The organism is Aeromicrobium jepli (assembly GCF_047246605.1).
Lineage (GTDB): Bacteria > Actinomycetota > Actinomycetes > Propionibacteriales > Nocardioidaceae > Aeromicrobium.
In genome coordinates this window covers 511,815-532,347 of sequence record NZ_JBFOKO010000001.1, presented here as the reverse complement: position 1 = coordinate 532,347, position 20,533 = coordinate 511,815, and the positions used below count along the sequence as shown (strand labels likewise).

The 20,533-nt window shown below is 72.1% G+C and carries 19 protein-coding genes; 4 read left to right on the top strand and 15 right to left on the bottom strand.

The features are described 5' to 3' along the window. Positions 1 to 8: 8 nt before the first annotated feature. From AB3M81_RS02605 to glmS, 8 genes are all read right to left on the bottom strand, one after another. On the bottom strand, positions 9 to 491 hold the full coding sequence (locus AB3M81_RS02605; RefSeq protein WP_412902343.1) for a DedA family protein: 483 nt from the start codon (positions 489 to 491) through the stop codon (positions 9 to 11). After that, positions 488 to 919 carry a ribosomal protein S18-alanine N-acetyltransferase gene (gene rimI / locus AB3M81_RS02600; RefSeq protein ID WP_412902342.1) on the bottom strand — a complete coding sequence of 144 codons (432 nt, stop codon included), beginning with the start codon at positions 917 to 919 and terminating at the stop codon, positions 488 to 490. The genes AB3M81_RS02605 and rimI overlap by 4 nt, the downstream gene beginning before the upstream one ends. Next, entirely contained in the window at positions 916 to 1,554 is a 639-nt protein-coding gene (tsaB, locus tag AB3M81_RS02595; RefSeq protein ID WP_412902341.1) for a tRNA (adenosine(37)-N6)-threonylcarbamoyltransferase complex dimerization subunit type 1 TsaB, read from the bottom strand. The genes rimI and tsaB overlap by 4 nt, the downstream gene beginning before the upstream one ends. A gap of 45 nt (positions 1,555 to 1,599) precedes the next feature. After that, positions 1,600 to 2,562 (bottom strand): tRNA (adenosine(37)-N6)-threonylcarbamoyltransferase complex ATPase subunit type 1 TsaE, encoded by a 963-nt coding sequence (tsaE, locus tag AB3M81_RS02590; RefSeq protein ID WP_412902340.1) that lies wholly within the window; start codon positions 2,560 to 2,562, stop codon positions 1,600 to 1,602. 79 nt (positions 2,563 to 2,641) lie between these two features. Then, the gene (locus AB3M81_RS02585; RefSeq protein WP_412902339.1) at positions 2,642 to 3,616 is read right to left on the bottom strand and encodes an alpha/beta fold hydrolase; all 975 of its coding nucleotides are present in this window, start codon (positions 3,614 to 3,616) and stop codon (positions 2,642 to 2,644) included. Beyond that, positions 3,613 to 4,722, bottom strand: a complete 1,110-nt coding sequence (alr, locus tag AB3M81_RS02580; protein WP_412902338.1) for an alanine racemase — start codon at positions 4,720 to 4,722, stop codon at positions 3,613 to 3,615. The genes AB3M81_RS02585 and alr overlap by 4 nt, the downstream gene beginning before the upstream one ends. Beyond that, positions 4,719 to 6,149, bottom strand: a complete 1,431-nt coding sequence (locus tag AB3M81_RS02575; protein ID WP_412902337.1) for an NAD(P)H-hydrate epimerase — start codon at positions 6,147 to 6,149, stop codon at positions 4,719 to 4,721. Before AB3M81_RS02575 ends, alr begins: the two co-directional genes overlap by 4 nt. 4 nt (positions 6,150 to 6,153) lie before the next feature. Next, on the bottom strand, positions 6,154 to 7,998 hold the full coding sequence (glmS, locus tag AB3M81_RS02570) for a glutamine--fructose-6-phosphate transaminase (isomerizing) (protein WP_412902336.1): 1,845 nt from the start codon (positions 7,996 to 7,998) through the stop codon (positions 6,154 to 6,156). 46 nt (positions 7,999 to 8,044) lie between these two features. Here glmS and coaA point away from each other — a divergent pair, with 46 nt between their 5' ends. Further along, on the top strand, positions 8,045 to 8,995 hold the full coding sequence (gene coaA / locus AB3M81_RS02565; RefSeq protein WP_412902559.1) for a type I pantothenate kinase: 951 nt from the start codon (positions 8,045 to 8,047) through the stop codon (positions 8,993 to 8,995). A gap of 15 nt (positions 8,996 to 9,010) precedes the next feature. Here the strand turns inward: coaA and AB3M81_RS02560 are convergent, their stop codons facing one another. The 5 genes from AB3M81_RS02560 to rplM form a co-directional block, all read right to left on the bottom strand. Next, positions 9,011 to 9,415, bottom strand: a complete 405-nt coding sequence (locus AB3M81_RS02560; protein ID WP_412902335.1) for a hypothetical protein — start codon at positions 9,413 to 9,415, stop codon at positions 9,011 to 9,013. Positions 9,416 to 9,521: 106 nt separating this feature from the next. Further along, positions 9,522 to 10,493 (bottom strand): GNAT family N-acetyltransferase, encoded by a 972-nt coding sequence (locus AB3M81_RS02555; RefSeq protein WP_412902334.1) that lies wholly within the window; start codon positions 10,491 to 10,493, stop codon positions 9,522 to 9,524. A 101-nt stretch (positions 10,494 to 10,594) separates the two neighbouring features. Further along, positions 10,595 to 11,941 carry a phosphoglucosamine mutase gene (gene glmM, locus AB3M81_RS02550; protein ID WP_412902333.1) on the bottom strand — a complete coding sequence of 449 codons (1,347 nt, stop codon included), beginning with the start codon at positions 11,939 to 11,941 and terminating at the stop codon, positions 10,595 to 10,597. A 13-nt stretch (positions 11,942 to 11,954) separates the two neighbouring features. Beyond that, positions 11,955 to 12,452, bottom strand: coding sequence for a 30S ribosomal protein S9 (rpsI, locus tag AB3M81_RS02545; protein ID WP_412902332.1), 498 nt, complete (start codon positions 12,450 to 12,452; stop codon positions 11,955 to 11,957). Positions 12,453 to 12,472: 20 nt separating this feature from the next. Beyond that, positions 12,473 to 12,916: a 50S ribosomal protein L13 gene (rplM, locus tag AB3M81_RS02540; RefSeq protein WP_412902331.1), complete on the bottom strand. Its 444-nt coding sequence runs from the start codon at positions 12,914 to 12,916 to the stop codon at positions 12,473 to 12,475. Between the two features lie 239 nt (positions 12,917 to 13,155). Here rplM and AB3M81_RS02535 point away from each other — a divergent pair, with 239 nt between their 5' ends. Further along, a complete protein-coding gene (locus AB3M81_RS02535; RefSeq protein WP_412902330.1) occupies positions 13,156 to 14,451 on the top strand; it encodes a citrate synthase in 1,296 nt (431 codons plus the stop codon). Positions 14,452 to 14,623: 172 nt separating this feature from the next. Here the strand turns inward: AB3M81_RS02535 and AB3M81_RS02530 are convergent, their stop codons facing one another. Together AB3M81_RS02530 and AB3M81_RS02525 are read right to left on the bottom strand one after the other, a co-directional pair. After that, on the bottom strand, positions 14,624 to 15,757 hold the full coding sequence (locus AB3M81_RS02530) for a hypothetical protein (protein ID WP_412902329.1): 1,134 nt from the start codon (positions 15,755 to 15,757) through the stop codon (positions 14,624 to 14,626). Between the two features lie 93 nt (positions 15,758 to 15,850). Next, positions 15,851 to 17,368: an ABC transporter substrate-binding protein gene (locus tag AB3M81_RS02525; protein ID WP_412902328.1), complete on the bottom strand. Its 1,518-nt coding sequence runs from the start codon at positions 17,366 to 17,368 to the stop codon at positions 15,851 to 15,853. A gap of 291 nt (positions 17,369 to 17,659) precedes the next feature. On the opposite strand from AB3M81_RS02525, the gene AB3M81_RS02520 reads away from it, so the two are divergent. Together AB3M81_RS02520 and AB3M81_RS02515 are read left to right on the top strand one after the other, a co-directional pair. Next, the gene (locus tag AB3M81_RS02520) at positions 17,660 to 19,390 is read left to right on the top strand and encodes an AMP-binding protein (RefSeq protein ID WP_412902558.1); all 1,731 of its coding nucleotides are present in this window, start codon (positions 17,660 to 17,662) and stop codon (positions 19,388 to 19,390) included. Continuing rightward, positions 19,387 to 20,532, top strand: a complete 1,146-nt coding sequence (locus tag AB3M81_RS02515; protein ID WP_412902327.1) for a CaiB/BaiF CoA transferase family protein — start codon at positions 19,387 to 19,389, stop codon at positions 20,530 to 20,532. The genes AB3M81_RS02520 and AB3M81_RS02515 overlap by 4 nt, the downstream gene beginning before the upstream one ends. Position 20,533 lies beyond the last annotated feature (1 nt).

Sequence of the window (20,533 nt, the reverse complement as noted above, 5' to 3'; positions counted from 1 at the left end):
GGCGCGCGTCAGTCGGTCCCGCGCTCCCCCGCGGGGTCGGCCTGCCGGATCGAGCGAGCCAGCAGCAGCGCCACCACGAGCACCACGACCAGCACGATCGCCCACGCCGCGCGGTCGGATCCGCCACTGAAGACGGCCAGGAACGCGCTCATCCCGATCGTCGCCCAGATGGTCGCCCAGATCGCCGCCCCGGGCACCAGGCCGGTGAGGTAGCGAGGTCCCGTCATGCGCGCCAGCCCGGCCGCGAGGTTCACGGCGGTCTGCGCGCCGACCGTGAAGAAGCTCACGGTCACGGCGGGCGGCCCCCAGCGCTGCACGTGCTCCATGGCGCGGCGCACCTTGGGGCCCGGCTCGCGGTCGCGCAGCACGCCGGCGGCGATCCCGCGGCCGATCAGGTACGTCGCGCCGGCGCGCAGCAGCACGATCGCGAAGAACGCGAGCCAGGCCCACACCCACGGCCAGGCGCGGATCGACTCGACCAGCGAGCTCACGTCAGCCGCCGGTCCATCAGCACGGCATCGGCGCCCGAGCGGTAGTAGCCGCGGCGGCGGCCCGTCTCGCGGTAGCCCGCTCGCCGGTAGAGGGCCAACGCGGGCTCGTTGTCGTCGGCGACCTCGAGCAGCATCCGCTCGGCGCCGCGCGACCGGGCGGCGTCCTCGACGGCCTCGAGCAGTCGCGAGCCGACGCCCTGGCGGCGCGAGCCCAGGCCCACGCCGATGCGCATGAGCTCGGCCTCGGGGACGAAGAGCCGGATCGAGGCGTAGCCCTGCACGCCGAACTCGTCGACGTGGACGAGCACGATGCGGTCGTCCTGCAGCTCGTCGCGCAGCTGCGCGGCGCTCCACGCGTCGGACCCGAAGCTGGCCCGCTCGATCGACTCGAGGGTGTCGAGGTCGCGCAGGCCGGCGGCTCGGATCATGCGGGCTTCGCCGCGACCTGCGGGGTCGCGTCGGGTCGGCGCAAGTACAGCGGCTCGAGCGGCAGGTCGCGGTGGCGACCGGAGGCCACGAGCGTCGCGAGCGCGGAGGCGGACGGGTCGAGGGGTGCCGACTCGACCCAGTCGAGCCGGTCGGCGTAGAGCTTGCCGCCGCGGCCCACGACGGGCAGTCCGAGCTGCGCGACGGTGTCGGGGAAGTCGACGTCGGGCCCGCTCAGCCGCGTGCCGGTGGCGTCGAAGCGGCCCCAGTAGACCTCCTTGCGGCGCGCATCCGTGGCCACGACGAACTCGCCGTCGAGCCGGTCGGCGGCCTCGGCCGCGAGGATGTCGAGCGAGCACACGCCGTGCGTCGTCACGCCGAGCGTCCGGCCCAGCGTCAGCGCCGTCACGACGCCGACGCGCAGGCCCGTGAACGGGCCGGGGCCGGCCCCCACGGCGACGTCGGTGAGGTCGGCGGCCGTGGCGCCGGCGGCGCGCAGGGCCTCGGCGATCGCGGGGGCCAGCAGCTCACCGTGCGCCATGGCGCCCTCGCCGGTGGAGGTGCCGACGACGGACGAGCCGTCGTGGACGGCCACCGAGATCGACGGCGTGGCGGTGTCGAACGCGAGCAGGAGCACGGGCTACAGCCTAGTTGCGCGGGGATCGAGGGTCCGACGTGGACGTCAGGCCAGGATCGTGCTGCGCAGCGGGACGCCGAGCCAGCGAGGTCCGTGCGGCCGGATCGTGACGACCCGCATGTCCTCGGAGACGACGCCCGAGGAGGTGCCGATCGGGTCCCCCGGGCTCGCGGGACGCGTCTCGATCGAAATCGACAGCCAGCTGTCGGAGAGCTGCTCCGCCATGCCGGCGCCCCACTCGACGACCGTGACGGACTCGTCCGTGGTGGCGTCGAGGTCGATGTCGTCGATCTCGGCCGCGTCGCCGAGACGGTACGCGTCCACGTGGACGAGGGCGGGGCCGCCCACGAGGCTCGGGTGCGTGCGCGCGATGACGAACGTCGGCGAGGTCACGGGCCCGCGCACCCCGAGCGCCTCGCCGAGGCCCTGCGTGAACGTGGTCTTGCCCGCGCCGAGGTCGCCCGTGAGCACGAGCAGGTCCCCTGCGCGCAGCAGCCCGGCGACACGGTGCGCGAGGTCCTGCATCGCCTCGGCGTCGGGGACCTCGCGGGCGAGCCACAGCGTCTTGCCCATCTCGATCGTGGTGCCGTCGCGGCGCACCGGCAGGTACTTGCGGTGGCTCCAGAAGCGCAGGTTGTCGGGGAGCTCCTCGCGCACGTGCAGCCAGATGCCGTCCATGCCGGCCTCCTCCGCGACGTCCTCGGCCACGCCGACCATCGCCGAGGCGACGCCACGGTCGCGCCCGAGCGGGTCGACGCTGACCCGGCGCAGCCCCATGAGGCCCGGCCGCGAGCGGTCGAACAGGATCGCGCCGAGCGGCAGGCCGCGGCGCATCGCGATGAGGCCGCCGTCCCGCTCCAACGCGGCGGCGACGGTCTCGACGGTCTCGTCGCCGGCGGTGGCCGGCGGGTCCAGCACGGGCCGCGCCGCGAAGGCGCGATGGATGACCCCGACGACCTCCTCGGCGCGGTCCGGACCGGCCAGGTCGACGTCCAGCTCCCGCGTCATGCCGGCACCGCCCCGAGAGCAGCGGCACGGTCCGGCAGCGCCGGCATGCCCGTGCTCGTGTCCGCTCGCTGGCGCCCGCTCATGCGATGTCCTTCAGGACGCGCTCGATCGCCTCGGTGACCTGCTCGTGCTCCTCGAGCATGACCATGTGACCGGCCTCGTTGACCGGGACCAGTTCGGAGCCCTCGATGTGCCGGGCCAACCAGCGGCTGTGCGAGAACGGCGTCATGACGTCCTGCGTGCCGCACACGACCGACGTGCGGCACCGCGAGATCGCCCCGAGGCCGGCGCCGAGGTCGAGCTCGACGAAGTTGTCGTGGAAGTTGAGGATGACCGAGGTCGGCGCCCGCAGGATCATCTCGTCGGCCATGTCGACCGCGGCGGGCTGCGCGTGCGGGCCGAACGCCCAGCGGCGGATCACCGAGTAGCTGTTGAACTCGCGGCCCCAGTCCAGCAGCGGCGTCGCCGCCTTGATGAGCGGCACCGCGAAGCGCAGCGCCGGGCTGCGGCGCATGAGCTGGCCGGCGCTCGTGCTGACCAGGACGACGCCCGTCACGCGGTCGCCGAACAGCTCGGGCGCGAGCTGCATGATCGTCATCCCGCCCATCGAGTGGCCCACGAGCACGACGGGACCCTCGGTGGCGTGCGTGTCGATCACGCGGCGCAGGTCGTCGGCCATGTCGTGCAGCGAGGAGTTCCGCGGGCCGGTGCGCCCCGAGCGCCCGTGCGAGCGCTGCTCCATGAAGACGAGGCGGGCGTGCCCACGCAGCGCGAGGCGCTGGAAGTGCCACGTGTCGAGGTCGCACATCCAGCCGTGCACGAACACGATCGTCGGCGCCGGCCCCTCGTCGATCTCGACGTGGATCGGGACGTCGTCGGCGGCCGAGACGTAGTAGGAGTCACCGCGGACGGAGCCGAACGGGACCTCCTCGCCACGGGTCAGGCGGCGGCGCTCGGTCTGGCGGTTCTTGAGCCGGGTCGCGGCGGCCCCCGCCACGCCCGCGGCCGCGAAGGCGCCCGCGGTGGCGGCGACTCGTGCGGCGACCGATCTCATCGTTCTCCTCGGTAGGTGCGGGACCAGCGACCGGCGAGCCGCGTGACGATCTCGTACCCGATCGTGCCGGCGGCCCGGGCCCAGTCCTCGGCGGTCGGCTCGCCGTCGTCGCCCGGCCCGAACAGCGTGACCGGGTCGCCGATCGACGCGGGCCGGTCGCCGAGGTCGACGACCAACTGGTCCATGCAGATCGTGCCACGCACCGGCACCGCCGTCCCGGCGAACCCCACGTGGGCCTTGTTCGAGGCCGTGCGGTGGATGCCCTCGCCGTAGCCGACGGGGACCAGCCCCAGCGTCGTCTCGTGCTCGGCCGTCCAGCGCCAGCCGTACGAGACGGAGGCCCCGGCGGGGACCCGCTTCACGTTGGCCAGGACGGTGCGCGCGGTCAGGACGGGACGCACCTCGGGGACGGGGACCGCGGGGTCGGGATCGAGGCCGTAGGAGGCGATGCCGACCCGCACGAGGTCGAAGTGCGAGGACGGCCGCACGACCGTCGCGGCGGAGTTCGCGATGTGGCGCAGCGGCGTCGTGACGCCCTCCGCGGCGAGCTGGTCGACGGCGGCGCGGAAGACCGCCTCCTGGTGGTCGTTCGCGGGGTGGCCGGGCTCGTCGGCGCACGCGAAGTGCGACCAGATGCCGGTGATCTCGACCCGGCCGGCGGCCTGCAGGCGACCGGCCGCGCGGGCCAGCTCGTCCCACTCGGGACCGAAGGCGCCGTTGCGCGACAGGCCGGTGTCGACCTTGACCTGCACCCGCGGACGGTCGGACGCGTCGGCGATGGCCTCGAGCTGCTCGACGGTGGAGGCGGTGACGTCGATGCCCGCCTCGGCGAGCCGGCCGAACGGGACCCCCGGCGTCATGAGCCAGCACAGCAGCGGTCCCTCGTCGCCCGCCGCCCGCAGCGCCAGCGCCTCCTCGGGCGTCGCGACGCCCAGCCAGTCCGCCCCTCCCTGGCGAGCGGCGCGGGCCATCGGCGCCATCCCGTGGCCGTAGGCGTTCGCCTTGACGACTGCCATCTGCAGCGCCTCCGGCGCGTAGGCCCGCAGGGCGGCGAGGTTGTCGCGGTACTGGTCGAGGTCGATGACGAGCTCGGCGTTGGCGCTCACGGGAGCTTCCCTTCCCTGGTGTGACGCGTCGCGCCGGCCGGCGCGACCGCCTCACAGAAGTCGCGGAGCACGGCGGGCAGCTCACGAGCCACGTCGGAGGCCACGAGCGGGCCGCCGAGGCGCTCGGCCGCCAGGCCGTGCAGGAGGGCGCCGACCGAGCCGGCGTCGAAGGCGTCGAGGCCCGAGGCCAGCAGGGAGCCGGTGAAGCCCGCCAGCACGTCGCCGGCGCCGGCCGTGCCGAGCCACGGCGTCCCGGTCAGGTTGACCCGCACGCGGCCGTCGGGCGCGACGACGAGCGTGCGCGGGCCCTTCAACAGGACCGTCGCGCGCCAGCGCTCGGCGGCCTCGCGGGCGTGGCGCAGGGGCTCGGCCTCGACGGCCTCGCGCTCGACCTTCAGCAGCGCGGCCAGCTCGCCCGCGTGCGGCGTCAGCAGGGCATCGACCTCGAACGCGTCCGGCAGGTGGTGCAGCGCGGTGGCGTCGACGACGACGGGGACCTCGTCCTGCAGCGCGGCCGACAGCGGCGCGGGGGTGTCCTCGCCGCCGGGGCCGACGACCCACGCCTGCACCCGCCCGCGCCGCCCGACGACCTCGGGGGCGCGGTCGACGACCCGGCGCGACAGCTCCTGCGCGCCGACGAAGCGGATCATGCCCGCGGGTCCGGCCTGCGCGCCCGCGACCGCGAGGTGGGCGGCGCCGGCGTACTGCGGCGAGCCCGCGCGGATCCCGACCACGCCGCGCGTGTACTTGTGCGCGTCGCGGCCGGGGACGATCCGGTCGCGGAACAGCGCCCCGTCGCGCGCCTCGAGCGACTCGATCCCGGGCTGCCCGGACAGGTCCATGCCGATGTCGGCGACGTCGATCGTGCCGGCGAGGTGGGCGGCGGGGCCGAGCAGCAGGCCCGGCTTGAGGGTCGCGAACGTGACCGTGTGGTCGGCCCGGACGGCCGGCCCGTCGAGGCGGCCGTCGTCGACGCCGATGCCCGAGGGGACGTCGACCGCCAGGACGAACGGCCGCTCGGCGTCGATCCAGCGCGCCCAGTCGGCGGCGCGGCCGGACAGGCCCGGACGCGCCCCGATGCCGAATACCGCGTCGACCACGTGACGGTGGCCCGCCGGCGCGTCGACGAGCTCAGCGCCCGCCGTCGTGGCGGCCTCGAGCCCCTCGGCGTGCACGGCGTCGGGGTCCAGCAGGCACAGCTGCACGCGCCGGCCCCGGCCGGCCAGGCGCGCGGCCGCGAACAGGGCGTCGCCACCGTTGTTGCCGGGCCCGACGAGGACGAGCACCGGCTCGCCCGCCGGGAGCAGGGCGAGCAGCCGCTCGGCGAGGGCCTCGGCCGCCCGCTGCATGAGGCCGTCCCACCCCACGGTCGCCGCCGCGGCCTCCTCGGCCGCGCGCACCTGCGCGACGGTGTGGGCGGTCAGCATCCCGTCACTCGACCGTGACGGACTTGGCCAGGTTGCGCGGCTGGTCGACGTCGTGGCCGAGCAGCTCGGCGAGCTCGCACGCGAAGATCTGCAGCGGCACCGTGGCCACGAGCGGCTGCAGCAGGGTCGGCACCTTGGGCAGGCGGATCACCTCGTCGGCGAACGGCAGGACGGAGTCGTCGCCGTCCTCGACCAGGACGATCGTGTACGCGCCGCGGGCGCGGACCTCCTGGATGTTGCTGACGATCTTCTCCTGCAGCTGGTCGCGCGCCCGGGGCGGCACGACCACGAACATCGGCAGGCCGTCCTCGACGAGCGCGATGGGCCCGTGCTTGAGCTCGCCGGCCGCGAAGCCCTCGGCGTGGATGTACGCCAGCTCCTTGAGCTTGAGCGCGCCCTCGAGCGCCACCGGGTAGCCGACGTGGCGGCCCAGGAACAGGAACGAGGTCTTGTCGACCAGCTGGGCCGCGAGCTTGCGGACCTGCTCGCGGTCGTCGAGCATCCGCTGGACGCCCTCGGGGATCCTGTGCAGCTCGTCGAGGATCTGGCCGATCTCGTCGCCGTACTTGGTGCCCTTCACCTGAGCCAGGTAGAGGCCGAGCAGGTAGCAGGCCACGACCTGCGACAGGAAGCCCTTGGTCGACGCGACCGCGACCTCGGGGCCGGCGTGCGTGTAGATCACGGCGTCGGACTCGCGCGGGATGGTGGAGCCGTTGGTGTTGCAGATCGACAGGACGCGGGCGCGCTGCTGGCGGGCGTACCGGATCGCCATGAGCGTGTCCATCGTCTCGCCGGACTGGCTGATCGCCACGACCAGCGTGGAGCGGTCGATGATCGGGTCACGGTAGCGGAACTCCGACGCCAGCTCGACCTCGCAGGGCACGCGGGTCCAGTGCTCGATCGCGTACTTGGCGACGAGCCCGGCGTACGACGCCGTGCCGCACGCGATGATGATGATCTTGTCGATCTCGCGCAGCTCGTCGTCGGACAGGCGCATCTCGTCGAGCTGCAGGCGGCCGTCGAGGCTGGTCTTGCCCAGCAGCGTGTCGGCGACGGCCTTGGGCTGCTCGTCGATCTCCTTGGCCATGTACCAGCGGTAGCCGCCCTTCTCGGCGGCGGTGACGTCCCAGTCGACCGTGTACTCGGTGGTCTCGGCGGGGCCGCCGTGGAAGTCGGTGATCTCGATCGAGTCGGGGGTGATCGTGACGACCTGGTCCTGGCCGAGCTCGATCGCGCGCGGCGTGTAGTCGATGAACGCGGCGACGTCGGAGCCGAGGAAGTTCTCGCCGTCGCCGCGGCCCACCACGAGCGGGGAGTTGCGGCGCGCGCCCACGACGACGCCGGGGTTCAGCGCGTCGGCGAACACCAGCGTGAAGGCGCCCTCGAGGCGGCGGCACACGGCGCGCACGGCCTCGGAGAGGTCGGTCTGGGTCTGCAGCTCGCGGTGCAGCAGGTGGACGACGACCTCGGTGTCGGTCTCGGAGGAGAACTCGTAGCCGGCGGCCTCGAGCTCCTCGCGCAGCACCATGAAGTTCTCGATGATGCCGTTGTGGACCACCGCGACGCGCTCGTCGGGGGCCACGTGCGGGTGCGCGTTGGCGTCCGTGGGGCCGCCGTGCGTGGCCCAGCGGGTGTGCCCGATGCCGGTCGTGGACGCCGGCAGCGGCGACGCCGCGAGCTCGGGATCGAGGTTGGCCAGCTTGCCGGCCTTCTTGGCCCAGGCGATCCGATCGCCGTCGACGACGCCGACGCCCGTGGAGTCGTAGCCCCGGTACTCCAGGCGCCGCAGACCACCCATGACGACATCGAGCGCCTGACGATGGCCCACGTATCCGACGATTCCGCACATAGGCTTCAGGGTACCGACTGCGCGGTGGCCGGACGCGCTGGTGACAATGGTGCGTATGTCACGGGACCCCTCCCCCTACGTGGAGCTGGAACGCGCCGCCTGGGCCGAGCTCGCGCGCGACGCCACCCAGCCGATGTCCGGCGAGGAGATCGAGCGGGTACGCGGCCTCGGTGAGGAGCTCGACCTCGACGAGGTGCAGCAGGTCTACCTGCCGCTGGCGCAGCTGATCAGCCTGCGCGTGCGGCTGGCCGAGGCGCTGTACCGGGCGACCGAGCGCTTCCTGGGCGACCCGCAGCCCGACCGGGTGCCGTTCATCATCGGCCTGGCCGGCTCGGTCGCCGTCGGCAAGTCGACGACCGCACGCCTGCTGCGCGACCTGCTGGCCGAGCACGACGACCACGCGAACGTCGCGCTCGTCACGACGGACGGCTTCCTGCTGCCCAACGCCGAGCTCGAGCGCCGCGGCATCATGCACCGCAAGGGCTTCCCGGAGTCGTACGACCGCAAGGGGCTGCTGCGCTTCGTCATGCAGGCCAAGAGCGGCGCCGAGGTCATCGAGGCCCCCGTCTACGACCACCTCACGTACGACCGCACCGACGAGACCGTGTCGCTCAAGCGGCCCGACATCCTCATCGTCGAGGGCCTCAACGTGCTCGCACCGCCGCGGCTGCGCGGCGACGGCTCCCCCGGCTTGGCGATCAGCGACTTCTTCGACTTCTCGATCTACGTCGACGCCAACAGCCGCGACATCCGCCGCTGGTACATCTCGCGCTTCCTGCGCCTGCGCGAGACCGCGTTCGCCGACCCGGCCTCGTACTTCCACCGCTACAGCACGTTCACCGACGCCGAGGCCGTCGCCCGCGCCGAGGAGCTGTGGGACACGATCAACTGGCCCAACCTACGCGAGAACGTCGCCACGACGCGCGGGCGCGCCGACCTCGTGCTGCGCAAGTCCTCGGACCACTCCGTCCAGTGGGTCCGCCTGCGCAAGCTCTGAGGCCCGCCGACACCCTCACGTCGCCGACGGCTCACCGCTTCCGGTGGGCGCGGGCGTCCAGCCGATCCGGTTCCACGCCGCGAACGCGAAGACCGCCCACCCGCAGCCGGTCGGCGTCGTGAGCAGGAACGGCAGCACGATGCCCTCGTCGGGCGGCGCGAGCAGCGCGACGGCGCCCACGAGGGCCGGCAGCAGCATCGGGACGCCGACCCACACGAGGAGCGTCCGTCCCCACGCGACCGCGACCGCGAGCACCACCAGCGCCCCGCTCGACAGTCCGACGAGCTGCAGCCGCAGGTCGGAGGGCTCGGGGGACCGCTCCCCCGGCGAGCACGGCGACGGCGAGCAACGAGCCGACGCCCACACACCACCGGGCGGGGACCGAGCCGAGCGCCGGGAACCAGCGAGGCGACCTCTCATCGTCCATGCCGCGACCCTAGGGTCCGCGGCGCCGCGGCGCGGGACTTCTCACCGAATCGCCGTCCGCCTCGGACGACGGCTCACCGGCGGACGGCGGGAAGGCGCGTCACCCGAGGTGCTTGACCCACTGGTCGGCGTACGCGGTGGCGCGGTACCCGAGGGACTCGTTGACGGCGATCATGTGGTCGTTCTGGGCGTCGTTCCACGTCACGATGCGCGCCCGGCCCTCGAGCAGGTCGGCGGCCTCGCCCATCGCCTGCTGCTTGAGCGCGAGGCCCAGGCCGTGACCGCGGTGCTCGGGCAGGACGAGCGTGTCCCACTGGTAGACCTCGGGGGACGCCGCCGGGAACAGCAGCTGCGTGTGCCCCGCGAGCGTCCCGTCCGGCGCAACGGCCACGACCACCTGCGCGACGCGGCGCTGGCGCTTCCACTGGTCGACCTCAAGGCGCAACCGGTCGGCGTCCCAGTACTCGTTCTCGAGCTGGGTCTCGCCCGACGGCGCCTCCTGGTTGAGCAGCGCGCGCAGGTGGGCGTACTGGTCGAGCCAGTCCCCCGGCGGCAGGCCGCGCCAGGCGCGCAGCGTGTAGCCGTCGCGCAGGGCGACCTCCTGCGGCGTCCAGGGCAGCGCGAGCTCCCGCTGGACGTTCATGGTGTCGGGGCGGTAGCCGCGCGCCAGCATGAACTCGCGACCGGACGAGGTCTCGTCGCCGACCCCGCGCAGCGTCTCGGTGAGGACCTGCGTCCGGCCGTCCTCGGCGATCCGCTGCTCGAGCCGCTCCAGCAGGGCGGTGCCGTGGCCGCGGCGCCGCAGCTCGGCCGGCACCCACACCTCCGCGAAGGCCGTGTCGACATTGTCGCGCTCGGGCAGCTCGGCCAGCGCCACGCCGACGACGGTCTCGCCCTCACGGGCGACGAGCGCGTCCTGGCGGCGGTACTCGTCGCCGACCAGCGACACGAGCAGCTCCTCGGCGGACCAGGGCTGGTCGTAGGGCCGGTCGTTGGCGCGGGCGTAGACCTCGTAGAACTCGGTGTACGCACCGTGGTCGGTCGGGTCCAGCACCTCGATCGTGACGCTCATGCCCGCAGTCTGTCATCGCCGCGCACCTGACGTCCTCGCTGAGTTGCACGTTCGGCCACCCGGACACGGCGTGTCGGCGGCCGAACGTGCAACTCAGCGGGTCAGAGGGCGAGCTCGGCGCGGACCACGTCGGCGAGCCGGTCGGCGATCTCCTGCGCCAGGTCGGCCGTCGGCGCCTCGACCATGACCCGCACGAGCGGCTCGGTGCCGGAGGGACGCAGCAGGACGCGGCCCGCGTCGCCGAGCTTGGCCTCGGCCTGGGCCACGGCGGCCTGCACGACCTCGTTGGTCGCGGCGGCGGAGCGGTCGACGCCGCCCACGTTGACGAGCACCTGCGGCAGCCGCTGCATGACGGCCGCGAGCTCGGACATCGTCTTGCCCGACTCGGCCAGCTCGGCCGCGAGCTGCAGGGCGGTCAGCGTGCCGTCGCCGGTGGTGGCGTGGCGGCTCATGATGACGTGGCCGGACTGCTCGCCGCCGAGCGTGTGGCCGCCTTCGCGCATCGCCTCGAGCACGTAGCGGTCGCCGACGGCCGTGCGCAGGACGGTGATCCCGGCGGCCTCCATCGCGCGCGTGAAGCCGACGTTGCTCATGACCGTGGCGACGACGGTGTCGTTGGCGAGCGTGCCCTCGCGCTGGCCGCGCAGGGCCAGGATCGCCAGGATCTGGTCGCCGTCGACGACCTCGCCGTGCTGGTCGACCGCGAGGCACCGGTCGGCGTCGCCGTCGAAGGCGAAGCCCACGTCGGCGCCCTTCTCGACCACCACGCGGCGCAGGTCGTCCAGGTGCGTCGATCCGCAGTCCCGGTTGATGTTGAGTCCGTCGGGATCGGCGTGGATCGAGATGACGGTGGCGCCCGCGCGCTCGAACGCGTCGGGGGCGGCCTCGTGCGCGGCGCCGTTGGCGCAGTCGAGCACGACCGTCAGGCCGTCGAGGCGGCTGGGCAGCGTGTCGAGCAGGTGGCGCACGTACGCGCCGAGGCCGGCGTGGCTGTCGCCGACGCGGCCCACGTCGGAGCCCGTCGGGCGGTCCCACGGCTCCTCGAGCCGCTGCTCGATCGCGTCCTCGATCTCGTCGTCGAGCTTCACGCCGCCGCGCGCCAGGAACTTGATGCCGTTGTCGGGCATCGGGTTGTGGCTCGCGGAGATCATGACGCCCATGTCGGCCTCGAGGAACGCCGTGAGGTACGCCGCGCCGGGCGTCGGGACGACGCCGAGGCGGTGCACGTCGACCCCAGCAGACGCCAAACCCGCGACCACCGCGGCCTCCAGGAACTCCCCGGAGGCGCGGGTGTCGCGGGCGACGACTGCAGTGGGTCGCTGGTCGGCGAACGCCCCCGCCTCGCCCAGCACGTGGGCGGCGGCGACGGAGATGTCGACAGCCAGCTCGGCGGTCAGGTCCCGGTTGGCCAGGCCACGAACGCCGTCGGTACCGAAGATCCGACCCATGCGAGGGTGAGGATCAGCGCTTGCTGTACTGCGGAGCCTTGCGGGCCTTCTTGAGGCCGGCCTTCTTGCGCTCCTTGATCCGCGCGTCGCGGGTCAGCAGTCCGGCCTTCTTGAGGGTCGGGCGGTTGGCCTCGAGGTCGATCGCGTTCAGGGCGCGAGCGACGCCCAGGCGCAGCGCGCCGGCCTGGCCGGTCATGCCGCCGCCCGTGACGCGAGCGATCACGTCGAAGGACTCGAGCAGACCGGTGGCCGCGAGGGCCTCCTTGGCGATCTGCTGGTGCAGCTTGTTCGGCAGGTACTCCTCGAGCGGCTTGCCGTTCACGGTCCACGTGCCGGTGCCCGGCACGAGGCGGACACGGGCGATGGCCTCCTTGCGGCGGCCGGTCGCGGAGCCGGGGGCGATGATCGAGGTGATCTCGCCGGCGGCGCTCGCGCCGGAGGACTCCGACGTGTAGGCGACGCCCTCGGCGTTGGTGGTGTACTCGACGTCTTCGGTGGTGGTCTCAGCCACGATGAACCTGCTCTTCTCGCTTACTGGGAGATCTGCGTGATCTCGAACGGCTGGGGCTTCTGGGCGGCGTGCGGGTGATCCGGGCCGGCGTAGACCTTCAGCTTGGTGATGAGCTGACGGCCGAGACGGTTCTTCGGCAGCATGCCGCGGACCGACTTCTCGATCGCCTTGCGGGCGTCCTTCTCCAGCAGGTCGCCGTAGGCGATCTGCTTGAGGCCACCGGGGTAGCCACTGTGGCGGTAGACGTTCTTGTCCGTGCGCTTGTTGCCCGACAGGGCGACCTTGTCCGCGTTCACGATGATGACGAAGTCACCGCCGTCCACGTGGGGCGCGTACGTCGGCTTGTGCTTGCCGCGCAGGAGGGTCGCCGCGGTGACGGAGAGACGGCCGAGGACGACGTCCTCGGCATCGATGACGTGCCACTGACGGGTGATGTCAGCAGGCTTCGGGCTGTACGTACGCACGGCGTGACCTTCTTGCTGCAAATCGAATTCGGTGAAATCGGAACCATGTGTCGTGTCGCGGCGCAGTCGGTGCGCGACGGAACACAACGACTCTCAAGGTTACCCACATGGCCCAGTCCCGGTCAAAACGGGTGTCGTGAACGTGACCCTGGTCTCGCGTGGGCCTGAGCGGCGCACTAGGTTGGAGTCGCCGTACACCCCCGCGGCCCCTACTCCATGACGTCACAGGAGACCCAATCGTGACCGACAAGCAGACGCTGACCATCCGCGACAATCGCTCGGGAGAAGAGTACGAGGTCGAGATCGCCGACGGGGCGATCCGCGCCTCCGACCTGGGCAAGATCGGCAAGACCGCGGACGACCCCGGCCTGGCGGTCTACGACCCGGGCTTCACGAACACCGCCTCGACCCGCAGCTCCGTCACCTACATCGACGGCGACAAGGGCATCCTCGAGTACCGCGGCTACCCCATCGAGCAGCTGGCGGAGTCCTCCACCTACCTCGAGGTCGCCTACCTGCTCATCCACGGCGAGCTGCCCACGCAGGAGCAGCACGAGAAGTGGGTGCACGAGATCACGTTCCACACGTTCGTGCACGAGAACCTCAAGAGCCTCATGCAGGGCTTCCGCTACGACGCGCACCCCATGGGCATGCTGCTGTCGAGCGTCGGCGCGCTGTCGACGTTCTACCCTGAGGCCCGCAACATCAAGGACCCGCAGATCCGCCACGAGCAGATCGTGCGCATGATCGCCAAGATGCCGACCCTCGGCGCCTGGTCGTTCCGCCACGCGCAGGGCAAGCCGTACATCTACCCCGACAACGACCTGTCGTACACCGAGAACTTCCTCTCGATGCTGTTCCGCATGAGCGAGCCGAAGTACGACCCGGACCCGCGCCTGGCCAAGGCCCTCGAGGTCCTGTTCATCCTGCACGCCGACCACGAGCAGAACTGCTCGACCAACGCGGTGCGCTCGGTGGGCTCCAGCCAGGTCGACCCGTACTCGGCCGTCAGCGCCGGCATCGCGGCCCTCTACGGCCCGCTGCACGGCGGCGCCAACGAGGCCGTCCTGAAGATGCTCAAGCGCATCAAGACGAAGGAGAACGTCCCGGCGTTCATCGAGGGCGTCAAGAACGGCGAAGAGCGCCTCATGGGCTTCGGCCACCGCGTCTACAAGAACTACGACCCGCGCGCCAAGATCATCAAGAAGGCCTGCGACGACGTCTTCGAGGTCACGGGTGTCAACCCGCTGCTCGAGGTCGCCCAGGAGCTGGAGAAGATCGCGCTCGAGGACGAGTACTTCGTCCAGCGCAAGCTCTACCCGAACGTGGACTTCTACTCGGGCCTGATCTACGAGGCGCTGCAGTTCCCGCCGGAGATGTTCACGGTCCTGTTCGCGATCCCGCGCACGTCGGGCTGGCTGGCCCAGTGGCTCGAGCTCGTCGACGACCCGGAGCAGAAGATCGCGCGTCCCAAGCAGATCTACACCGGCGACCGCACGCTCGACTTCGTGCCCGCGAGCGAGCGCTGGAAGTGAGCTGACACCAGTCACGCGGAAGGCCGCGAGTCCCGGGAGGGGCTCGCGGCCTTCGCCGTTCCGGGGCCGTTGCTCGATCCCCGCTGCCCGCTGCCCCTGCCGGTGTCGACTTTCGGAACGCGTTCCCCAGTTCCCAGCGTGGACGAGGTGGAACCCGTTCCGAAAGTCGGCCTCAGTCGCGGATCATCCAGGTGACGCGCCAGTCGCGCCAGCCCCGGTAGCCCAGCACGAGCGCGAAGTCGTGCGCGGCGTTGCTCGCGCGGCAGTCCCGCGTGCCGCCGGTCGAGAACGACTGGTCGCACGCCGCCAGCGGTGCCGGTCCGTACACGCGCGCCGGGGTGAGCGCGCCACCCTCGCGCGCCTCGCGGATGGCCACGTCGGCCGGGTGCTCGTAGTGCTCCGACCGCTCGGACAGGCGCAGCGCCGCCGCACGGTCGCCGCGGCTGGCGGCGGCGAGGAACGCGGCGAGCGCCTCGCGCGCCCCGTGTCGCCCCGTGGAGCGGACCGCGACCTTGCCACGCACGAGACGCAGGTCCGCCCACGCCGAGACGGTGCCGCACGCCATGCACTCGTACGACTCGCCCGCGTGGATGTTCACGCGTGCCGTGCGGCCGGTGAGCGTGATGTTGCGGACCGTCTCCCGGCCGAATCGCACCACCGAGGCGCTGTCGAACCGGCCTCGCACGACCGGCCGGCCCTGCGCGTCAGCGGTGTAAACCACGACCTGGTCCGGCCAGCCGACGCCGCCCTGGTTGCACCGGACGACCGCCGCGGCGTCGCGGCCCCCGCGGGCGTCGATCTCGCCGAAGGCGGCCTTCACGTACGTCACCTCGCCGCGGCCCGGCGCGATGCCGGGCAGCGTGCCGTTCCTCAGCCGCCCGGCCGGGTGCCCGCACAGGGACGGGACCCGGGCGTTGCGCAGCTTCGCGTTCGTGAGGTCGCGGGCGCGCGGCTCGGTCACCCTCACCGTCACGGTCCGCGAGGCGGACGCCGCGTGGCGGCCGCTGCGCGGGACGACGACGCGATAGCGGGTCGTGGACCGCGGCTTCGTGATCCACGAGAACCGGCCGGCGGAGACGGAGACCTTGACACGCGTCTGCCAGCCCTTGCCCTGGCGGCGCTGGACCAGGACCTTGCCGCTCGTCGCGGGCGAGACGCGGCCGAAGACCCGGATCGCCTCGCCCACGGTGATGGACCGGTCGGTGACCGAGACCGAGACCTTCCGCTTCGCCGGAGCCGCCTGGGCGGGGGCGCCGAGCGTGGCCACGAGGCCGGCGGCGACCAGGACGAGGAACAGCTTCTTCACGGGGACTCCCGGGCCGGGCGACGTGGTCGCGCCCATCGTAGGAGTCCCGAGGCCCCCGCGGGCGCGATTCGCCCGCGGGGACCTCGGCGGCCGTCAGTCCTTCAGCGTCACCCCGATGAGCTTGGGCTTGCCGAGCACGTTGCTCTCGAAGCCCTCGACCTTCTCACCCAGGCCCGTGAGCGAGTGCTGGAAGACGATCGGGATGATCGGCATGTCGGCGTAGACCGCCTCGGATGCCTTGTCGAGGGCGGCCTTGCGCGCCTCGGGCGTCGTGGCGGCGGCGTCCTCGGCGAGCGCCGCGTCGATGCCCGGGGTCGACTGGCCCGAGGTGTTGAAGTACGCCTGCTTCGTGAACATCAGCCGGTACGTCAGCGCCGGGTCCGGCCGGCCGGTCCACGCCGCGAAGAACGCGGGCGTCTTCTTGTCGTTGAAGTAGTCGTTGTTGGCCTGGTTGACCTCGCGCGGGACCAGCTTCACGTCGACGCCGATCTGCGCCCACTGGTCCTTGAGGATCTCGCCCACGCGGGTCGAGGTGGCGTCGGCGTAGAGGAGCATGTCGAAGCTCAGGCCCTCGGCACCGGCCTCGGCGATGAGCCGCTTGGCCTCGGCGACGTCGTAGTCCAGCTGGACCTTGTCGGACGGCTCGGCCCAGTAGCCGTCGGGCAGGAAGCCGCGCGGCTTGGTGCCCATGCCGAAGTACGCGCTCTCGAGCAGCTGGTCGCGGTCCATCGCCAGGCTCAGGGCACGGCGGACGCGCGGGTCGCCGAGCTCCTCGGACGCCCGGTTGGTGTAGATCATCCAGGTCCACATGCGCGGCTGCTCGTGCAGCGTGAGCTTGTCGTTCTTCTTGATGGACTCCGCGTCCGCCGGGACGATGTCCCACGCGATGTCCTGCTGGCCCGACCGCAGCGACGTGGCGCGCGTCTTGGGCTCCAGCATGACCTTGATGACGACCTTGTCGACGCGCTCGGCGTCCTTGTCCCAGTAGTCGTCGAACTTCTCGTACGTCATGGAGTCGCCGCGCTTCCACTCGACGAACTTCCAGCCGCCGGCGCCCACGGGCTTCGTGCTGAGGTCACCGCCGGCCGCCTCGGCGGCCTTGGGCGAGACCATCATCCCGGCGCGATCGGCCAGCGTCATCACGAGCGCGGAGTTCGGCTGCTTGAGGTTCAGCCGCACCGTCAGGTCGTCGACGGCCTCGACGGACTCGATCGACTCGACGTCCGCGGCGATGTTCGAGCCCTCGCCCGCGGCGCGCTCGAGGTTGTACTTGACGGCCTCGGCGTCGAGCGGCTCGCCGTCGTGGAACTTCACGCCCTCGCGGAGCTTCAGCACGAGCTGGCGGGGATTGGCGAACTCCCACGACTCCGCGAGCCCGGGCTCGGGCTGCAGGTCCTGGTCGAACGAGACGAGCGTGTCGTAGAGCGGGTAGAGCATCTGGTGGTCGGACCCGGAGTTGCCGCGGATCGGGTCCATCGACGAGATGTCGGCCTGGGTCGCGACGCGCAGCGTACCGCCGCCTCCCCCGCCCGATCCTCCGGTGCCGCAGGCGCCGACCACGACGAGCATCGCCGCGGCCACCGCCACTCCCACACGTGACGTGATCTTCATCAGCCAGTCCTCTCAACCCCAATGGTGGCGCCGACGATAGAGAGGGTCTCTTCACCTGACAAGGCCCAAATTGAAGATGACCTCAAAATTGACTGGCGTTCCCGGCACATCCCGTTCTTCCTGTCCTTCCAGTCGAAATCGGTCACTCGGAGTTTCCCGCCGCATGGTTGACCACACGTGACGCACGTCATAGTGTCGCGTTGAACCTTGTTTCAGGTTCAGGCGTACGCCGCTGCCCCGAGGGGTGGTGCCGCACGCCCGGAGCACGACGAGAGGTGCACGCCCGTGACGATGTCGGAGAGGTTCCACCGCGAGATCGACGAGTACCTGGCCGACCTGGCCCGGCGCCGCCGGGAGGCCTGGCCGGACGTCGGCGAGCCGACGATCGACTACCCCTTCGGCGAGTCGACGGTCACCCACTACGTGCGCTCGTGGGCCGCGCAGCGGCCGGACCATGCCGCGATCGTCCACCACGGCCGGACGCTCACCTACGCCGAGCTCGACCGGCTGAGCGACCGCGTCGCCGCCTACCTGGCGCACCGCGGCTTCGTCCCCGGCGACCGGGCCGCGGTGATGATGCCCAACTGCCCGCAGTTCATCATCGCGTTCTTCGCGATCCTCAAGGCCGGTGGCGTGCACGTCCCGGTCAACCCGATGTTCCGACGCGAGGAGATCAACTACGAGCTGCTCGACTCGGAGGCGACGTTCGCGTTCATCCTCGACGAGGTCGCGCCCGAGTTCCGCGCCGGCTGCGAGGGGACCGCGGTGACCGAGATCATCGCCTCGGCGAACACCGACTTCCTGCCCGAGGGCGGCGACCTGCCCCGCGGCATGGCCGCCGACGTGCCGGTCGCGCAGGACACGACGCGGTTCATGTCGGTCCTCGAGCGCGACGACCTGCCCGTCCCCCGCGACCCCGACGACCCGCACGCGCTCGCCGCCCTCAACTACACCGGCGGCACGACCGGCATGCCGAAGGGCTGTGAGCACACGCAGGCCGACATGCTCTACACCGCCCTGACCGGCGGTCAGCTGGGGTTCGGCGGCGGCGCGGACGCGGTCAGCCTCGTCTTCGTCCCCGTGTTCTGGATCGCCGGCGAGGACGCGTTCCTCGTCTCCCTCGTCAACGGCGGGACGTGCGTCCTGCACTACCGCTGGGACGCCGAGGCGGTGCTGCGCTCCATCGACGAGCACGCGGTGACGGCGATGGCCGGCACCGTCGACAACTACCTCGAGCTGCTGGACGTGGCGAAGGACTCCGGCCTGTCGCTCGCGTCGTTGCGCTCCCCGGTCACGATGTCGTTCGTCACGAAGCTGACGGTCGAGATCCGCGAGCGCTGGGCCCGCGAGACCGGCGCGCCCGGCATCCTGCGCGAGAGCTCGTACGGCATGACCGAGGACCACACGCTCGACACGTTCACCCTCGGCCTGCAGGGCGACGACGCCGACCTGCGCGGCCGGCCCGGCTTCACGGGACTGCCGATGCCCGGCACGGACGTCGCGATCGTCGACTTCACGACCGGCGAGCTGGTCCCCGTCAGCGAGGAGGGCCAGATCATCGTCCGCTCCCCCAGCATGATGCGCGGCTACCACCGCCGGCCCGAGGCGACGGCCGAGACGCTGCGCGACGGCTGGCTGCACACGGGCGACATCGGCACGATCGACGAGACCGGCGCCCTGCACTACCTCGGGCGCACGAAGGAGATGCTCAAGGTCAACGGCATGAGCGTCTTCCCATCGGAGCTGGAGCACCTGTTCAGCCGGCACCCGGCGATCGCCGCGTGCGGCGTCATCGGCGTCGCGGACCCGCGCAGGGGGCAGGCGCCCGTCGCGTTCGTCCAGCTCGAGCAGGGCGCCCGCGGCGAGGTGACGGCCGAGGACCTGCTGACCTGGTGCCGGGACCACATGGCGCCCTACAAGATCCCCCGCATCGAGGTCATCGACGAGATGCCGCTCGCGCCGACGGGCAAGGTGTCCAAGGTCGGGCTGGAGAAGCTGGCCTCCTCCATGGGTCCGCGATGACCGCCGCACTCGACGGCGTCCGCGTGCTGGAGCTGACGCACGCGATCGCGGGCCCGCACACCGGCCAGATCCTCGCCGACCACGGTGCGGACGTCATCAAGGTCGAGCCGCCGGGCGGCGAGCTCGCGCGCATGGCGCTGCCGGTGGACGGCGAGGACAGCGTCTACTTCGCGGCGCAGAACCGCGGCAAGCGCAGCGTCGTGCTCGACCTCAAGGACGCCGAGGGGCTGGCCCTGTTCCTGCGGCTCGTCGAGGACGCCGACGTCGTGCTGACCAACTACAGCGCCGAGGTCCCCGACCGCCTGGGCTGGGGCTTCGAGACCCTCAAGGCGGTCAACCCGTCGATCATCATGGTGCACATCACGGGCTTCGGGTCCGCGAGCGCGGACCGCTCGCTGCTGGCGTTCGACGCCATCATCCAGTGCATGAGCGGCATCCCGGACATCACGGGACTGCCCGACGGCGACCCCACCCTGGTGGGCACGTTCGTCGCCGACCACCTGACGGCCTACCGCGCGACGATGTCGATCCTCATGGCGCTGCGCGTCCGCGAGGCCGACCCGCAGGCGCAGCTCGTCGACGTCGACATGCTCTCGACCTACATGCGACTGCTCGCGCACGACGTCCACGAGTCCCTTGAGGGTCGGCCCTACCGGCGCGAGGGCAACCGTGCGCCGGTCTCGATCGGCAACACGTTCCGGACGATGGACGGCTTCGTCCACCTCGCCCCCGTCGGCGACCCGAAGTGGGCGGCCTTCTGCCGCGAGATCGGCCGCGACGACTGGGCCGGGTCGCTGTCCTACGAGGACGCCGTGCTGGTCGCCCGCGACGAGGTCGACGAGTTCGTCGCCGCGTGGTGCCGCACGCGCACGAACGACGACATCCTCGCGCGCATGGCGCGGCTGTCGATCCCCGCCGGCCCCGTGCGCGAGCTGGCCGAGGCCGTCCGGCGACTCGACGAGCGCGGTGACGACAGCGTCGTCCGCGTCACCTCCCCGACGGGGCGGCCCGTCGCGGCACCCGGCCCGATGACCTCGGTCGGCCTGAGCAGCAGCGAGCGCCGGCTGCGGGTCCCGGCGATCGGCGAGCACACCGACGAGGTGCTCGCCGGGATCCGTGGCGTCCGCGCCGCCGGGACCTGAG

Excerpts from the sequence above, each read along its gene's own strand:
- rimI (WP_412902342.1), bottom strand. The coding sequence starts at position 919 with ATGATCCGAGCCGCCGGCCTGCGCGACCTCGACACCCTCGAGTCGATC.
- coaA (WP_412902559.1), top strand. The coding sequence starts at position 8,045 with ATGGTGCGTATGTCACGGGACCCCTCCCCCTACGTGGAGCTGGAACGC.
- glmM (WP_412902333.1), bottom strand. The coding sequence starts at position 11,941 with ATGGGTCGGATCTTCGGTACCGACGGCGTTCGTGGCCTGGCCAACCGG.
- AB3M81_RS02520 (WP_412902558.1), top strand. The coding sequence starts at position 17,660 with ATGTCGGAGAGGTTCCACCGCGAGATCGACGAGTACCTGGCCGACCTG.
- AB3M81_RS02515 (WP_412902327.1), top strand. The coding sequence starts at position 19,387 with ATGACCGCCGCACTCGACGGCGTCCGCGTGCTGGAGCTGACGCACGCG.
- tsaE (WP_412902340.1), bottom strand. The coding sequence starts at position 2,562 with ATGACGCGGGAGCTGGACGTCGACCTGGCCGGTCCGGACCGCGCCGAG.
- AB3M81_RS02585 (WP_412902339.1), bottom strand. The coding sequence starts at position 3,616 with ATGAGATCGGTCGCCGCACGAGTCGCCGCCACCGCGGGCGCCTTCGCG.
- AB3M81_RS02575 (WP_412902337.1), bottom strand. The coding sequence starts at position 6,149 with ATGCTGACCGCCCACACCGTCGCGCAGGTGCGCGCGGCCGAGGAGGCC.
- AB3M81_RS02555 (WP_412902334.1), bottom strand. The coding sequence starts at position 10,493 with ATGAGCGTCACGATCGAGGTGCTGGACCCGACCGACCACGGTGCGTAC.
- AB3M81_RS02560 (WP_412902335.1), bottom strand. The coding sequence starts at position 9,415 with ATGAGAGGTCGCCTCGCTGGTTCCCGGCGCTCGGCTCGGTCCCCGCCC.
- glmS (WP_412902336.1), bottom strand. The coding sequence starts at position 7,998 with ATGTGCGGAATCGTCGGATACGTGGGCCATCGTCAGGCGCTCGATGTC.
- AB3M81_RS02525 (WP_412902328.1), bottom strand. The coding sequence starts at position 17,368 with ATGAAGATCACGTCACGTGTGGGAGTGGCGGTGGCCGCGGCGATGCTC.